Raw genomic sequence first — 15,320 nt, forward strand, 5'->3', positions numbered from 1 at the left:
GGGTGCGAACTATAGAGAGTTGGCTTGGCGGAGTCAACTCTTTTTTAAGTCTTTTTAAGAAAAAGTCCTTAAAAATCCGCAGGTTACCGAACTCCGGTGCCTCCCGTTGGGGTGACGGTGCAGCTCGATAGGGCGCGAATTCTGCCGTGGCTTTCGGCGCTTTGCAAGCCCTAATTTGAAGATAGTCGTATTTATTGGGCGGAGCGCCGAATTTATGCGCGGTCGGCGTGGCTGGAGTGGGTGAAACTATACTGAGCAGTGCCGTGGCGATTGCCGCGCTTCCACAGTCGGCGAGCCTCCAGGGGCTAGTGCAGAAGGGTTATGGCAGACGACAAAGACAGCGAGAAGCCGGGGGAGGAGCGCGAACCGCCACAGCGGGAGACACCGCCAGTGCAGCCGATATCATGGCTGCCCTACCTTATCTGGATCTCGGCGATACTGCTGACTTCGCACTATCTGGTGAACAGTGCCCAGGACCGGGTACAGCGCCAGCCGATCTCTTACAGCCAGTTCAAGCAACAGATACGAGCCGGCGACGTGGCCAGCGTTACCCTGCAGGGGGAACGCATCGTCGGCACTTACCATCGTGCGGAAAGCCAGGTCGAGGGCCAGGTAAAGACTGCGGGAGATCGCCCGGCACCGACCCATTTTGTCACCACACGGCCGCCCGTGGAGGATCCGGATTTGATGCCCCTGCTGGAGGAGTATCAGGTAGATATCCGCGCGGAATCCCAGCAGGCCAGCCCCTGGGCGCGGGTGCTGGTCGGGCTTATTCCATGGATACTGATTCTCGGGCTGCTGTGGTACGCCGGGCGCCGCATGCAGGAGCGCGCCGGTGGTTTCGGCGGGCCCGGGGGCGCTTTCGGTTTTGGCCGCTCCACTGCCAAACGCTTCCGTCGCGGCGAGTCCAGCGTGACCTTCGATGACGTAGCCGGCCTGGCCAATGCAAAGCGGGATCTGCAGGAAATCGCCGGCTACCTGAAAAATCCAGATCAATACCGCAAGCTCGGCGCGAAAATACCCAAAGGAATTTTGCTGATGGGGCCGCCGGGTACGGGCAAGACACTGCTGGCCAAGGCTCTCGCCGGAGAGAGCGATGTGCCTTTCTTCAGTATCAGCGGTTCCGAATTTATTGAAATGTTTGTCGGTGTCGGCGCATCGCGGGTGCGAGACATGTTTGCCAGCGCCAAGAAAGAGGCGCCGTCGATTATTTTTATCGATGAGATTGATTCCGTGGGCCGCGCCCGCGGCGCCGGGCTCGGCGGGGGACACGACGAGCGCGAACAGACATTGAACCAGATCCTCGGGGAGATGGATGGGTTTGATCCCCACGAGGCGGTGGTTGTCGTCGCGGCCACCAACCGCCCGGATGTGCTCGATGCCGCGCTGATGCGCCCCGGCCGCTTCGATCGCAAGATCGTGCTGGACCTGCCGGACAAGCATGCGCGCCTGGCGATCCTGCAGATACATTCCCGCGAGGTGCCGCTGGCTGCGGACGTGGACCTCGAGCGGCTTTCCGCCCTGACGGTGGGGTTTGCCGGCGCAGATCTGGAAAACCTGATCAACGAAGCGGCGTTACTCGCCGGTCGTGAAGACAAATCCGAAGTGGATATGGGTTGCATGCTACTGGCGCGGGACAAAGTAGTACTCGGCAGCGAGCGGGAAATGGTGATCGGCGACGAGGAGAAAAAAATCGTTGCCTATCACGAAAGCGGCCACGCCCTGGTGGCGAGTCTGCTGCCCAATGCCGACCCGCTGGACAAGGCCACCATTATTCCCCGCGGCCGCAGTCTCGGTGCCACCGAGCAGATCCCGGAGGAGGAGCATCACAACCTGCGGCCCAGTTACCTGCGCGACCGCATCGGCGTGATGCTCGGCGGACGCGTCGCCGAGCAGGTGGTATTCAATGAGGTCAGCTCCGGCGCGGAAGAGGATTTAAAGCAGGTGACGCGCCTGGCCCGCCACATGGTGACCCACTGGGGAATGAGCAAGAAAATCGGGCCGGTGGCGTTTCAGCGCGGTGAGGAGCATATATTCCTCGGCCGGGAAATGGCCCAGCAGAAAGATTTCAGTGAACACACGGCGCAGGTTATCGACGAGGAGATTACCGAACTGGTCAGTGACATTGAAAAGGAGATCGTCGCGTTGCTGACGGAACACCGGACCAAACTGGATGCGCTGGCCGCCGCGCTGCTGGAAAAGGAGACGCTGGAGGCGCCGGAGATTCAGGCAATTATTAATACTGACAGTGAGGGCGCGGGGAAAAAGCCGACCGCTCAGTGATTTGAATGCGGGGTGATTTAAGTTTTCTGGCAATGGGGGCAGAACCAGCTGGTGCGACCGCCTATTTTGGCATTTTGCAAGTTGGAGCCGCAGCGAGGGCAGTGCCCTCCCTCATGGCGGTGCGGTAGCAGAAATTGCTTGGGAAGCTTGTCCGGATCTGCCTGCACAGCAACGGACGTATCCAGAGCCTCACGCAATTTTCGATGTATTGCCTTCAGCTCGGCTTCGCTCAGGTCTGCGACGGCGCGCCGGGGGTGTATACGAGACTGAAATAAAACCTCATCCGAGTACAGATTGCCGATCCCGGCAATCGAGTGCTGATCCATCAGCCAAGGCTTGACCGCACCGTGCCGGGAAGCCGCCAGCCGCAGGAAATCGTCGCTGCTGAGCGCCAGTGCATCCGGGCCCAGCTTTTTCATCTCCACCCAGTGTTTTGGGCTGTCGGTCAGGGCGATGTGACCGAGCTTGCGTGGCGCCACATAGGCGAGTCGGTAATCGTTGTTAAACTCGATTGCCAGCTGCGTGTATTGCGGCACGGCGCTGCGCCCGTAATCCAGCAGGCCGCTCATGCCGAAATGCAGTACCAGCCAGTTGCCGCTGTCGAGTTTGGCGAACAGATATTTGCCGTGACGGCAAGTGCTGTCGAAGGTGTGGTCTTTCAGTGCACGGCCGAGCCCCTGAGGGCTGGTGTCGACGAGTAACGCTGCTCCGTGCACATGAATCCGGGCGATTTTCTGGTGCAGGGCCGTGGCATTGAAATAGCGACGGCAGGTTTCCACCTCGGGCAGTTCTGGCATTTTTTACCGCTCGAATAGCTTGAGCAGCGCTTTCAGCGGTCGGGTATTGATTACGTCGGCCGCTTCCAGCCAGCCGCGGCGTGCCTGATCGATGCCGAAACGGAGATTATCAAAGCCGCTTTTGCTGTGGGCATCGGCGGCAATAGAAATTTTTACCCCCATGGCTTTTGCCATCCTGCAGCCTTCATCGGTGAGATCGAGTCGGTCCGGCTGAGCATTGAGCTCGATAAAGCAGCCGCGTTCGGTGGCGCCCTCGAGCACTTTTTCCAGATCGATATCGTAGGCTTCCCGCTCGTTGATCAGGCGACCGCATGGGTGGGCGAGGATATTCACGTACCGGTTGTCCATCGCCCGCAGAATGCGCTCGGTCTGCTTCTGGCGTGACAGGTTGAACTTGTAGTGTACCGCGCACAGGACGAAATCCAGCTCGCCGAGCACGCTGTCCGGCAAATCCAGTTTGCCGTCCTCGAGGATATCCAGCTCGATAGACTTCAACAGGCGTATTCCGTCGAGGGTATCGTTGAGTTTGTCGATGGCTTTGATCTGTTGCTGCAGCCGCTTTTGGTCCAGGCCATGGGCAACCGTCAGGTGTCGCGAGTGATCAGTAATGGCGAGGTATTCAAAGCCCCTTTCCGCAGCAGCCTCGGCCATGGCTTTCAGGGTGTCGTGACCATCGGTGGCGTCGGTGTGGGTATGCAGATTGCCGCGCAGATCCTCAAGGGTCACAAGATTGGGTAGTGTTCCCTTGCGTGCGGCATCCAGTTCGCCGTGATTTTCGCGCAATTCCGGTGGTATATAGGGCAGGTCGACACTGGCGTAAACAGATTTTTCTGTTTTACCGGCGATACGTTTATCGCCCTTGAAGACGCCATATTCGTTGATTTTATAGCCCTTCTTGATGCCCAGTTTGCGCACGGCAATATTGTGGTCTTTGGAACCCGTGAAGTAGTGCTGCGCCGCCCCGAAACTGACCTGCGGCACCACACGCAGATCCACTTGCATGCCACAACGCAAGTGAACGGTGGAGCGGGTCTCGCCCTTGGAGACAATCTCCTCGATGTCCTCGTAATCGACAAAGTAGTCCATAATGTTGGCGTCTTTTCGCGCCGTGATCAGTATGTCCAGGTCGCCGACGGTTTCCTTGCGCCGGCGGTAACTGCCGGCGACGAGAATATCTTTGAGCCCGTCAGCCTGTTTCAGGTAGTCGAGCAGGGGGGCGGCGATTTCCTCGGCCTCGATCAGCTTGGTGCGCTGTTCTTCGCCGGAAAATCTCTCCAGGCGCTGTTTGATTTTTTCCTCGCTCTTCTCACCGAAGCCCTCGATGTCGCGGATCTCGCCACTCGCCACGGCCTTCTTCAAGTCGTCGATTGAATCGATATCCAGCGCATCGTGCAGCACCTTGACCCGCTTGGCCCCCAGTCCCTCGATTTTCATCAGTTCGCTGAGTGCCGCCGGCGTGCGCTGTTCGATTTCATCGAGCAGTGGCAGCTTACCGCTATCAACCAGCGTTGCGATTTTTTCTGCGAGATCTTTGCCGATATCCGGCAGTTCGGTCAGGTCCGCGCTATCGTCGAGCAGGTCGGCCATGCTGCGCGGGTAGCCGCGCACGGTGCGTGCGGCGTTGCGGTAGGCGCGCACGCGAAACGGGTTGGCACCCTCGATCTCCAGCAGGTCGGCGAGGCGCTCGAAACGGTCGGCGATTTCGCGGTTGTGTATCGGCATGGTGGTGCGCTCTGGGACTGCCGGAAGATGTCGTGGCGAGGAATCATGGCCAGGTGGGCTTCCGGCTCTGCGATTCAGTATAGGGAAGGTTGGGAAGGGGCTGGGGTGCCCGCCGGGACGGCGCAGAACTGTGCGGGGCACCCAGCGGAGGTTGTGTCGTCAGGCGGCCTCGCTGAGGGCCAATGTGCGGGCAAACGCGGCTTCGATCAGTTCGGCTTCACGGAGACGTTTGATTTCCTCGAAAAAGATCTGTGCCTCGGGGTAGCCGAGCTTCAGGTAGGCCAACCACTGCTTGATACGGTTGCCCAGGTACTTGGCCGGGTATTCCTCCCGCGTCGTGCTGTAGTAATCCCACAGCAGGGCGGCTACCTGGTGCCAGGACATGGGGCTGTGTTCCCGTCCCTCGCAGAATGCCTTCACCTGCAGGGCCAGGTCCGGGCGCGCCAGCAGGCTGCGGCCAAACATAAAAGCGTCACAACCGGTCACTTCGCGGCAGCGGCGGAACTCTTCCAGGGTCCAGATATCGCCGTTGGCGATGACCGGGATCGAGAGCTGCTGGCGGATTTCGCCAATGTATTCCCAGTAGGCTGGCGGCTTGTAACCGTCGACCTTGGAGCGCGCGTGTACAGCCAGTTCGTTGGCGCCTCCGTTTTCCGCCGCGCGGGCATTGTCCATGTAGCCTGATCTATCCTGAAAGCCCAGGCGGATCTTGGCGGTTACCGGAATCGGTTCCGGCACGGCCCGGCGCACCGCGCCGACGATGGCCTCCACGCGGTGGGGGCTCTGCAGCAGGCAGGCACCGCCGTCGCTGTTATTCACGGATTTGGCCGGGCAGCCGAAGTTCAGGTCGATGGCCTTGGCGCCCGCGTCTACTGCACGAACAGCATTGAGGGCCATCGCTTCGGGATTGCCGCCGAGCAGCTGCAGGCGTACCGGTGTGCCGCTCGGGGTGACGGCGCCATGCTCCAGCTCCGGGCACAGGCGCAGAAAAACCCGGCGCGGCAGGCGGGTATGGGTGACCCGCACAAACTCGGTGACGCAGATGTCCACGCCGCCGATGGCGGAAAGCAGGGCGCGGACATGGTGGTCGATAACGCCTTCCATGGGGGCCTGGTAAATCCGCGGAGCTGTAAAATCTGTCTGTCGGGTCATTGCCTGTCAATCCGGCGCTCTGGGAGCCGATGCCAAAAGGGGCGCGCATTTTAGCAGGGGCTTAACAGTCACCCTAGTTCTGTTGGTGGCAGAGACCTTTTGGGCGGTCACCAAAGGCTGTAAGAGTACGGTGCAGACAAGGCTTATCGTTGCGGCTGAAACTATTAAGTGTTTGATTTTAAAGGTTTGTTGTAATGAAATAGCGTCCGCTGCGGCGGAAACAGGAGAAAATAGTGCAGGATACCCTCTTACAACAGGGAATGGACATCACCGTGTTCGGCATGGGGATCGTCTTCTCATTCCTGATGGCGCTGGTCATCGCCACCGGTATCATGTCCCGCATTATTCTCCGCAACTTCCCCGAAGCCACGACTCCTTCGTCCGGCAGCCAGACCCCCGATGATGTGCGCCTGCGCGCGATCATCAAAGCGGCGATCCAACAGCATCGCAACCGCAACCAAAAATAGCCATTCAATTTTCTGGCCGCTGACAACTTTAATAATTGCCGAGAGAGACGACCGATGACAGAGGTAAAAAAGCCACTGGGGATTACTGATGTAGTCCTGCGCGACGCGCACCAGTCACTTTTTGCGACCCGCCTGCGCCTTGATGACATGTTGCCGATCGCAGAGAAACTCGACAAGGTGGGTTTCTGGTCACTGGAATCCTGGGGTGGGGCAACCTTTGACGCCTGTATCCGCTACCTGGGTGAAGACCCCTGGGAGCGCATCCGCGAACTGAAAAAGGCCATGCCGAATACGCCGCAACAGATGCTGTTCCGCGGCCAGAATATTCTCGGCTACCGGCACTATGCCGACGACGTGGTGGAAAAATTTGTCGAGCGCGCCGCTGTGAACGGCGTGGACGTATTTCGCGTGTTCGATGCGATGAACGATATGCGCAACCTGCAGACGGCACTGCGTGCGGTCAAGAAGCAGGACAAGCACGCCCAGGGCACCATCTCCTATACCGTGAGCCCGGTGCACACTATGGACTTGTGGGTGGACCTCGGCCGCCAGATCGAGGATATGGGCGCGGACTCGATTGCGATCAAGGATATGGCCGGCCTGTTGCGCCCCTACGAGGGCTACGAACTGGTGAGCAAGCTGAAGGCCGCCGTGGATATTCCCATTCACATGCAGTGCCACGCCACCACCGGGCTTTCCACCGCCACCGCGCTCAAGTGTATCGAGGCGGGTATCGACAATGTGGACACGGCGATCAGCTCCATGTCGATGACCTACGGCCACAGCCCCACCGAAACCCTGGTTGCCATCCTCGAAGGCACCGACCGCGATACCGGACTCGACCTGAATCTGCTGGAGGAGATCGCGGCCTACTTCCGCGAAGTGCGCAAGAAATACGCCCAGTTTGAGGGCTCGCTCAAGGGAGTTGACTCGCGCATCCTGGTGGCACAGGTGCCGGGCGGCATGCTGACCAATATGGAAAACCAGTTGCGCGAGCAGAATGCCAGCGAGCGCTTTGACGAAGTGTTGGAAGAGATACCGCGCGTGCGCGAGGATCTGGGATTTATCCCGCTGGTAACCCCGACCTCGCAGATCGTGGGAACCCAGGCGGTCCTGAATGTATTGACCGGCGGCCGCTACAAGACCATTTCCAATGAGACGGCAGCGGTGCTGAGGGGCGAGTACGGTGCCACCCCGGCGCCGGTCAACGGGGAATTGCAGAAACGTGTCCTGAAAGACGACGCGCCGGTGACCTGCCGCCCGGCGGATCTGCTGGAGCCGGAACTGGAAAAAATTACTGGCGAACTGGAGAAAACCGCCGACGAGCAGAAAATTCCCCTGGAGGAGGGTGACCGACGTATCGACGACGTGCTGACCTATGCGCTCTTCCCGCAGATCGGACTGAAATTCCTGCGCAACCGCGATAACCCCGAAGCCTTTGAGCCTGCACCTACCGGCATCGTGCGCGATGCGGTCACCACCGAGAAAGGCGAGGGCCTCTATACCGTCACCGTGGAGGGTAAGAGCTATACCGTCACCGTGGCCGACGGCGGCGATATCACCAGCCTGAACCCGGTCACCCCGGTGCCGGCGCCCGCGGACAGCGCGGCGGCGCCCACACCGACAGGCGAGCCGGTGTCTGCGCCGCTGGCCGGCAATATTTTCAAGGTGCTGGTGCGGCCGGGCGAGCGCGTCAGCGAAGGCCAGACCATCATTGTGCTGGAAGCCATGAAAATGGAAACCTCCATCAGCGCGCCGCGCGCGGGCTTGATCACTGGTGTCACCGTCAAAGAGGGCGATTCTGTATCCGTGGGCGATCCGCTGCTGGCCATCGCATAACGGGAGACGCTCGTGGAAAACCTGGCCAACCTGTGGCAATCGTCTGGCGTCTACCAGATGGCGTGGGGACAGTTCACGATGATCCTGGTGGGATTGTTGCTACTGTTTCTCGCCATCCGCAAAAACTTTGAGCCGCTGCTGCTGGTTCCGATCGGCTTCGGCGGCATTCTCGCCAATATTCCTGGCGCCCACCTGGCCCTGTCCGCAGCGGAAACCGCGCTGGTCTCCGGTGACAGCGGCCTGCTGTTTCAGGTTAGCCAGATGCTGGGGATGGATAATCCCAGCTCGGTTCATGCCATGCGAGAGGCAGTGGCGGCAGCGCCCGCGGCAGTGCAGACCCAGGTAACGCAGCTGGCGCTGGATGCGGGCTACGGCAATGGAATGCTGTATAACTTCTATTCGGTCGCCATCGCGTCGGGCGTGGCGCCGCTGGTGATTTTCATGGGGGTGGGGGCGATGACCGATTTCGGTCCGCTACTCGCCAACCCGCGCACCCTGTTTCTCGGTGCCGCGGCACAATTCGGTATCTTTGCCACGGTACTCGGTGCAGTGGGGCTGTCTGTTGCCGGCATCATGGATTTTTCCATTGCCGACGCCGCGGCCATCGGCATTATCGGTGGCGCCGACGGCCCCACGGCGATCTACGTATCCAGCCTGCTGGCGCCCGACCTGCTCGGTGCCATCGCCGTCGCGGCCTATTCCTATATGGCACTGGTGCCGCTGATCCAGCCACCGATCATGCGCGCACTGACCACACCGGCAGAGCGCAAAATCGAAATGGTGCAACTCCGCCACGTGGGCACGCGGGAAAAGATTACCTTTCCCCTGTTACTGTTGATCCTGGTGGCGCTCTTCCTCCCTAGCGCGGCGCCGCTACTGGGTATGTTTTGTTTCGGCAACCTGATGCGCGAGTGCGGAGTCGTCGCGCGCCTGTCCGATACAGCGCAGAATGCACTGATCAATATCACGACCATTTTCCTCGGCCTGTCGGTGGGCTCCAAGCTGGCTGCGGACAAGTTCCTCGATCCGAAGACGTTGGGAATCCTGGCACTGGGGATCATTGCGTTTGCCATCGGCACCGCGTCCGGCGTGCTGATGGCGAAGCTCTTGAACGTCGTCAGCAAAAACAAGATCAATCCATTGATCGGCTCCGCAGGCGTTTCCGCAGTACCCATGGCTGCGCGGGTTTCCAACAAACTGGGGCTGGAATCGAATCCGCACAATTTCCTCTTGATGCATGCGATGGGGCCCAACGTGGCCGGAGTGATTGGTTCGGCCGTCGCAGCGGGTGTCATGATCACCATGGTCCGTACGATGACGGGCTGACAGACTGACGATATGTTCCTATAGAAAAAGGCGAACCGGGAGGCTCGCCTTTTTCTATGTTTCAGGCAATTAATTTAATGGTTGTCCGGATGGGTTTCTCCAAATGAGCGCGGTGGTCCGATCAGGGGCGTTTTTACCGGCTTGGCAGCGCCGGGAATAATTACAAAGGAATTGCCTCCCGGATTAACGCTGTAATACAGCGGGCCGTCCTTGCGCCAGTTATTGAGTAGCCAGATATTGCCAGAAGGGTCTATGGCGCCGCCGGTAACCCGTTCCAGTGCATCGCTGGTATAGCCGGTATCCGGTGAAATCGGGTCGCCCAGCTGTAAGCCATGAGGACATCTACCGGCACCGCAGAAGCGGGATATCCCGGTTTCCGGCCAGACCTGGTTTTCATTTGCATCTTCCATTGGAGCGCGGCCGAAATTGAATACCCAAAGGGTGTCGTCGCCGTCGATGGCATTACCCCATGGAATTGTCAGCCCTCCGGTTTTTTGGAATTGTCGGGGCGTAGCGCCGTTTGCAGGGTAGAAAACAATTGATGGGTTCTCTGCACCCTGTGAACTCAGACCATCGATACAGACAATGTTGACCGTGTCCGAACTGGAAACCCACATGTTGCCCTGGCTGTCGCCAGAAATTCCCATCGGCCAGGAAAGGGATACATCGCTGCTGTCGACTGTCTCGACCGTACCGTCAAAAGACACTATGTAGATCTCCTGGCCCTTGTTACCGGTGACCCATGCACGGCCATAGGGATCAATTGCGATGGCGAACGGCTTCAGAAGTGGGGAGTCTGAATCTGGTTCGGTGCCACCGCCGGGTAACGGGATATTGCGGGCGAGTGCCGGATTGCCCCGGGGGATAATCGTCACGCTATCGTTGCCGCAATTGGCGATCCAGATATTGCCCTTTTTGTCAGAAACGGTTCCTTGGGGCCATGAAATCTTTCCCTGGGTAAAACCGCGGAAGGGGGACAACGGAATCCCGCTCGGGTGGAACAGTGAGACGCTGTTGTGTGTTGCGGGGATTTTCTTTCTCGGATCCGGCGGGACAGTGCCGTCGGCACATCCCTCGGCTTCGAAGCCGAAATTTCCGACCCAAATATGGCCGCGTGGATCTAAGGTAATGCCAAACCCGGCGCCGCTAAGGCCGCCGCCGAAGTAGGGAGATCCGGGATACGTCTCTCCCCAGGGCAGAAATTTCAGCAGCCGCAAACCGGTACAGGCGGTCTCGTCCGACGCTTCGGGTTCGTAATTGTCGAGAATCCAGGCGGAACCTTTTTTATCGATCGCTACATTGCCGGGGCCATTCATCAAGTTGGAGCTGTCCTGTTCGCTGTACTGGCCGCCGGTAAATTTCAGGAATAGCAGCCAGTTGGTCGGGCGTTCCAGAAGAGCTGGCTGATAAATTGGCGATGCCAGCGAAAGCAGAAATAGAGGATCGTCCACATCGTGCGGATAATTCGGATATGAGGGGTATTTTGTGGCATTGGCCAGCGCCTGGAGTACCGTCTGTACCGGGGGCTCCCCCTCTGGCGATGTAGCATCGAACAGTGCTAGGCAGTTTCCTGCATCGGCGACACAGGAGGCAACCACATTGGCGAGAGAGTTAAAGGTTTTTAGTGTCGCGGTATAAGTCCCGTTGGGCTCATTGGCGAGTACTGATGCGAGGTTGCCCGTCAGCGGGTTTGCCATGTTGGCGGCCATTCTGACCGCATTCAACAGTCCATAGGTGTTGCCCGCTATGTTCCTTCCGTGAATAAACTGAGCAAACGACGTTGCGGTAGCCACTGTTGTGCGTTCATTGACAGCGATATGTTTTGGCAGCTTGCGGCCATTGCCGATAGCGCTGGCAAGCATCGCGGGCCCTTTTTCGGCAATGACGAAATATAGGGGTTTTAATCTTCGCGACAGTACGTATGGCTGGCGGTACTTTAAGCGAAATTTTCCATACTGGTCGGTGTGGGTGGTTGCGATCGTTTTGCCATGCCGGATATCTCCTGCGTAACTCACGTACAACGAAACTCTATATCCTGGCTGTGGGTTGCCGTTACCCTCAATGAGGCCACTTATGTGACGGGGCTTGCCCAGATACGGACCGATATCCCAAGAATCCCAGGGGTTGTGAGTATTGAATGATCCCGATTCAGTGCCCGGTACCTGTGGGTGTGTATGATCCGACGGTTGTGCCCCAGCAGGTCTGCCACTTGCAATCAGCGCAGTTATGAAGGCGAGTGATAAGAGAAAATGCCAACAAGAATTGGAGAAGGGGGATTTACGCTGATCTTCCATGAACCTAACTTCCTACATCTCGGGTTCACGACCGGGAGAGGCCGTATCGAATTCGCGTTAAAAAAGTATGGCATAGGAATGGCTGCCGGAATTCAGACTTCCTCTGCGGGATGGAACTGTGAAGCAGGATGACGGTGAAACCAGGCGAGGGAGGATGACGTCCGGTATGTCCGCTTAATTGTCACGCAGTGATGGCATTGCCTGCAGCCGGGGCCAACGAAGATAATCCAGTGTCACCAACCCTGCGGACGTGTTGGTTGAAGACACATTATGAACTTGCACCTGACGCATATTCGGCATATGGGCGGGAATATAATTGTCAAAATTGCGCTGTTGCACGTATCTGTCCCGCAGTGCGATTTCATGAACTAACAGGGTGGAACTGGTAAAACCCACAGCACTCTCAACCTGAGCTGCCGCCATTGCGCTTTGGGGTTTTGAGCGCGTGGCACCGTTTCGCAGACTTCACTGACAGCGACGCAAGGAACCAGTATGGGCCCCAGGGTGTGTTTGTGGCCGCAGCCGATAACCACTCTCAACACCATGGCGAAGGGCGTGCCCATGGCTGACGGGCGCAATTCCTGGTGGATCCATCGAATTGGCATTGTGTGGATTGTCGGTAGCGCGGACCATACGCACAAGCATACTGGTGTTCCACCGCTCCGGAAACGATATGGGCAGAGGTGGGAGAGACATTACTTGCACGGCGTTGGCCAGCCACCCGTGACCGATCGGTCTGCTCTCGGCCGTATCCCCGGATAAGCCGTGATATCATAGGCGCGTTTTTTATCTAAAACCGGCGCAATACGGCGTCTGGAGGAGCAAATATGTCCTGGTTGGGCGCGGGAATCGGGGCCGGTATCGGCATGATGTTTGGCGGTCCCATTGGCGCGGCGCTGGGTGCGTGGATCGGCAGTTCGTTTACTTCCGGCCTGCAGCGATTAACCAGTGAGGTGGGCGGCCTGAATCGCGACGGTGCCCAGACGGTATTCATCGTCACGCTGTTCTCAATGCTTGCGAAAATGGCCAAGGCGGACGGTCAGGTGTCCAAGGCGGAAGTCCAGATGATCGAGGACTTCATGCGCAATAACCTGCGTCTCAGCAGCGAGGACCGCAAGCAGGCAATCAAGATCTTCGAGAATGCCAAGACCGATGCGTACAGCATTTACGACTATGCACAGCAGTATCAGCAGCTGGTGCGCAATCAGGCTATGCGGGAAATGGTCTATCGCCTGCTGTTTGCCGTGGCCTATGCCGATGGGGAACTGCACGCCAGCGAAGAGGAAATCCTGCGCCGCATTCCCAATTTCCTCGGTCTGCACGAATCCATTTTCGCGGCCATGCAGGGAGAATTTGACGGACGTGCACCGACCTCTGCGGAAAGTTTGCAACAGCACTACGCGGTACTCGGCTGCACACCGGATACCAGCGACCGGGAACTGAAACTGGCCTACCGCCGCAAGGCTGCCGAATTCCACCCGGACAAGATCGCGGCAAAAGGGCTGCCAGAAGAGTTCATGCGCCATGCGGAAGACCAGATGAAGAGTGTTACCGTGGCCTATGACACCATCGTTGATGCGCGCAAGCGCAAAGCTGCGGCCAGCGCTTAATTGCCGCTAGTCGCGAATATCAAGGTCCAATGAAATGGGGCAATCCATGAGCTTGGCGGAAAAAATTCAGCAGAAACTTACCGATGCCTTTGCGCCGGACTATATCGATGTTCAGTGCGAGAGCCATATGCACAATGTACCGGCGGGCGCGGAAATGCATTTTCGCGTTGTGCTGGTCACCGGGGCGTTCGAAACACTGCGCAAAGTGCAGCGGCACCAGAAAGTTTACGCGGCATTGGCCGAGGAAATGGCGGGGCCTGTGCACGCACTGGCACTGCACACTTACAGCCCTGCGGAGTGGGAAGGCCAGGCGCCGGAGAGTCCGCAGTGTCTCGGCGGCGGTAAAAAATCGTGATCATTTGCGGGTGATAAGCGTGCCGTTTCTGGGCGCGCTTTTTATCCGCCACATCTCTTTTTTGACCTTTCCTCTAAAACTTCCTTCAAGCACGTGTAGTGTTCTGCGTCATTTAGACGAAATTCGGGCAAACCGATAGTGCTAACCTAGCCGCACCGAAATAAAATTCCTTCCCTTAGCGCTTATGCGCAACATTAATCAATTTATTTTGTGTTTGTCGTCGGAGCAATTTCCCGACAAGAAGAAAATCAATGCGCCTAATATGCAGGAAATTTCTTTTTTGACGCCAAAATTTGGTTAATTTTTCTACAGAGTTGTTTTCGTGTGATTAGACTTTCCAGTGATTGGGCTGATTGCTGTTTGATCTGCTGAAAAATCAATGGAGTTTTAGCAATGAAGATGACGCGTATTTTAATCCCCGCAATGGCACCTCTGGCGCTGGCCGTTTCCGGCGTCGCGTCGGCAGGGCCGTCCGGATATGTTCCTGCGCCGCCACCCCCGCCGCAGCAGAATTTCATGGTTCGTATCGGTGGTTCTTATGTTACACCGAGTTCTGACACGGTCACGTTTGCCGATGATACGTTTCAGTTTTTTGATGCCTTCCGGGCAAGACTGGACCCTGACGACGAATGGGGCTGGTTCATCAATGGTGAATGGAAGCCGACCGATCACTGGGGATTCGAACTGAGCTATACCGATGCTGGTTCCTTCAGAGGCGGTAACCTGAATCCATACGTGGATTATATCAATGATATTTATGATTTGAATCTTGATCGTCGATTCCGCGATATCGGTGAATTCGATGTCGAGGTTAGTACTGCATCCTTAAAGTATTATCCGCTGGATCCGAGCTGCATGTTCCAGCCCTATGTCGGTGGTGGCGTCAGCTATACCGATTTTAGTGGTGAGAACTTCAGAGGAATCCTACGTCAGGATTTGCGGGACTTGGGCCTGAGAGGGACCTATGACCTGGGTTATTCCTGGGGATATACCTGGCAGATTGGTGCGGATTTCAACTTCGGCCACGATAGCGCCTGGCTGGTGAATGTTGCGGCCATCTACGTGCGATCCGAAAGCGATGCGCAGTTTTCTGTCTTTGACAGAGAGCCGCCTCCCGTCGATGTGGAACCCATTTTTGAGTCCTACTCCGGCGACTACAACTTCAATCCATGGCTTTTCAACATTGGTGTTGGATATAAGTTCTCTTTCTGATCTCTACTGTAGCTATGTAAAAAAAGGGCGCTTCGGCGCCCTTTTTCATTGCGGAATTATTATGTCTAGCGGTTTGCGATAAGATTTGTCTCAGATGCTTAGGAGGAAATTAATGCCGGAAAATCTTTCAAAAAAAGTATGGAATGGCGCGAATGTCTTTTTTGGCGTCTTTTTAGTCAAATCAAAAGAGCGCCTCAAACTTCGAATTTAATTATGCTGCCGCCATAAAAATAGGGTGTACGCCAACTTTACGTAAAAGTTCC

Annotated in this window: 11 protein-coding genes; 7 read left to right on the plus strand and 4 right to left on the minus strand. The window is 57.3% G+C overall.

The features are described from left to right. Positions 1 to 321: 321 nt before the first annotated feature. Positions 322 to 2,283 (plus strand): ATP-dependent zinc metalloprotease FtsH, encoded by a 1,962-nt coding sequence (gene ftsH / locus IG168_RS14985; protein ID WP_193165232.1) that lies wholly within the window; start codon positions 322 to 324, stop codon positions 2,281 to 2,283. Between the two features lie 17 nt (positions 2,284 to 2,300). On the opposite strand, the gene IG168_RS14990 is transcribed toward ftsH, so the two are convergent. From IG168_RS14990 to IG168_RS15000, 3 genes are all read right to left on the minus strand, one after another. Beyond that, positions 2,301 to 3,080 carry an Fpg/Nei family DNA glycosylase gene (locus IG168_RS14990; protein ID WP_193165233.1) on the minus strand — a complete coding sequence of 260 codons (780 nt, stop codon included), beginning with the start codon at positions 3,078 to 3,080 and terminating at the stop codon, positions 2,301 to 2,303. A gap of 3 nt (positions 3,081 to 3,083) precedes the next feature. Further along, a complete protein-coding gene (gene polX, locus IG168_RS14995; RefSeq protein ID WP_193165234.1) occupies positions 3,084 to 4,802 on the minus strand; it encodes a DNA polymerase/3'-5' exonuclease PolX in 1,719 nt (572 codons plus the stop codon). A gap of 159 nt (positions 4,803 to 4,961) precedes the next feature. Further along, entirely contained in the window at positions 4,962 to 5,954 is a 993-nt protein-coding gene (locus tag IG168_RS15000) for a tRNA dihydrouridine synthase (RefSeq protein ID WP_193165235.1), read from the minus strand. A 233-nt stretch (positions 5,955 to 6,187) separates the two neighbouring features. Here IG168_RS15000 and IG168_RS15005 point away from each other — a divergent pair, with 233 nt between their 5' ends. The 3 genes from IG168_RS15005 to IG168_RS15015 are packed head-to-tail and all read left to right on the plus strand — an operon-like array spanning position 6,188 to position 9,586. Then, the gene (locus IG168_RS15005; RefSeq protein ID WP_193165236.1) at positions 6,188 to 6,421 is read left to right on the plus strand and encodes an OadG family protein; all 234 of its coding nucleotides are present in this window, start codon (positions 6,188 to 6,190) and stop codon (positions 6,419 to 6,421) included. 54 nt (positions 6,422 to 6,475) lie between these two features. Beyond that, positions 6,476 to 8,260 carry a sodium-extruding oxaloacetate decarboxylase subunit alpha gene (oadA, locus tag IG168_RS15010; protein WP_193165237.1) on the plus strand — a complete coding sequence of 595 codons (1,785 nt, stop codon included), beginning with the start codon at positions 6,476 to 6,478 and terminating at the stop codon, positions 8,258 to 8,260. Positions 8,261 to 8,272: 12 nt separating this feature from the next. Next, positions 8,273 to 9,586 carry a sodium ion-translocating decarboxylase subunit beta gene (locus IG168_RS15015; protein ID WP_193165238.1) on the plus strand — a complete coding sequence of 438 codons (1,314 nt, stop codon included), beginning with the start codon at positions 8,273 to 8,275 and terminating at the stop codon, positions 9,584 to 9,586. Between the two features lie 74 nt (positions 9,587 to 9,660). Here the strand turns inward: IG168_RS15015 and IG168_RS15020 are convergent, their stop codons facing one another. Further along, positions 9,661 to 11,601, minus strand: coding sequence for an NHL repeat-containing protein (locus IG168_RS15020; RefSeq protein ID WP_193165239.1), 1,941 nt, complete (start codon positions 11,599 to 11,601; stop codon positions 9,661 to 9,663). A 1,106-nt stretch (positions 11,602 to 12,707) separates the two neighbouring features. Between IG168_RS15020 and djlA the strand changes: the two genes are divergently transcribed. The 3 genes from djlA (at position 12,708) to IG168_RS15035 (ending at position 15,057) form a co-directional block, all read left to right on the plus strand. Then, the gene (gene djlA, locus IG168_RS15025) at positions 12,708 to 13,490 is read left to right on the plus strand and encodes a co-chaperone DjlA (RefSeq protein WP_193165240.1); all 783 of its coding nucleotides are present in this window, start codon (positions 12,708 to 12,710) and stop codon (positions 13,488 to 13,490) included. A gap of 46 nt (positions 13,491 to 13,536) precedes the next feature. Then, positions 13,537 to 13,845, plus strand: a complete 309-nt coding sequence (locus IG168_RS15030) for a BolA family protein (protein ID WP_193165241.1) — start codon at positions 13,537 to 13,539, stop codon at positions 13,843 to 13,845. 393 nt (positions 13,846 to 14,238) lie between these two features. Continuing rightward, entirely contained in the window at positions 14,239 to 15,057 is an 819-nt protein-coding gene (locus IG168_RS15035; protein ID WP_193165242.1) for an OmpW/AlkL family protein, read from the plus strand. Positions 15,058 to 15,320 lie beyond the last annotated feature (263 nt).

Origin of the sequence: Microbulbifer hainanensis, from assembly GCF_014904735.1 — a bacterium.
Classification (GTDB): Bacteria; Pseudomonadota; Gammaproteobacteria; order Pseudomonadales; family Cellvibrionaceae; genus Microbulbifer; species Microbulbifer hainanensis.

What these genes read in the sequence shown, in the direction of transcription:
- oadA (WP_193165237.1), top strand. Translation starts at nt 6,476, where the DNA reads ATGACAGAGGTAAAAAAGCCACTGGGGATTACTGATGTAGTCCTGCGC.
- IG168_RS15000 (WP_193165235.1), bottom strand. Translation starts at nt 5,954, where the DNA reads ATGACCCGACAGACAGATTTTACAGCTCCGCGGATTTACCAGGCCCCC.
- polX (WP_193165234.1), bottom strand. Translation starts at nt 4,802, where the DNA reads ATGCCGATACACAACCGCGAAATCGCCGACCGTTTCGAGCGCCTCGCC.
- IG168_RS15030 (WP_193165241.1), top strand. Translation starts at nt 13,537, where the DNA reads ATGAGCTTGGCGGAAAAAATTCAGCAGAAACTTACCGATGCCTTTGCG.
- IG168_RS15035 (WP_193165242.1), top strand. Translation starts at nt 14,239, where the DNA reads ATGAAGATGACGCGTATTTTAATCCCCGCAATGGCACCTCTGGCGCTG.
- djlA (WP_193165240.1), top strand. Translation starts at nt 12,708, where the DNA reads ATGTCCTGGTTGGGCGCGGGAATCGGGGCCGGTATCGGCATGATGTTT.
- ftsH (WP_193165232.1), top strand. Translation starts at nt 322, where the DNA reads ATGGCAGACGACAAAGACAGCGAGAAGCCGGGGGAGGAGCGCGAACCG.
- IG168_RS14990 (WP_193165233.1), bottom strand. Translation starts at nt 3,080, where the DNA reads ATGCCAGAACTGCCCGAGGTGGAAACCTGCCGTCGCTATTTCAATGCC.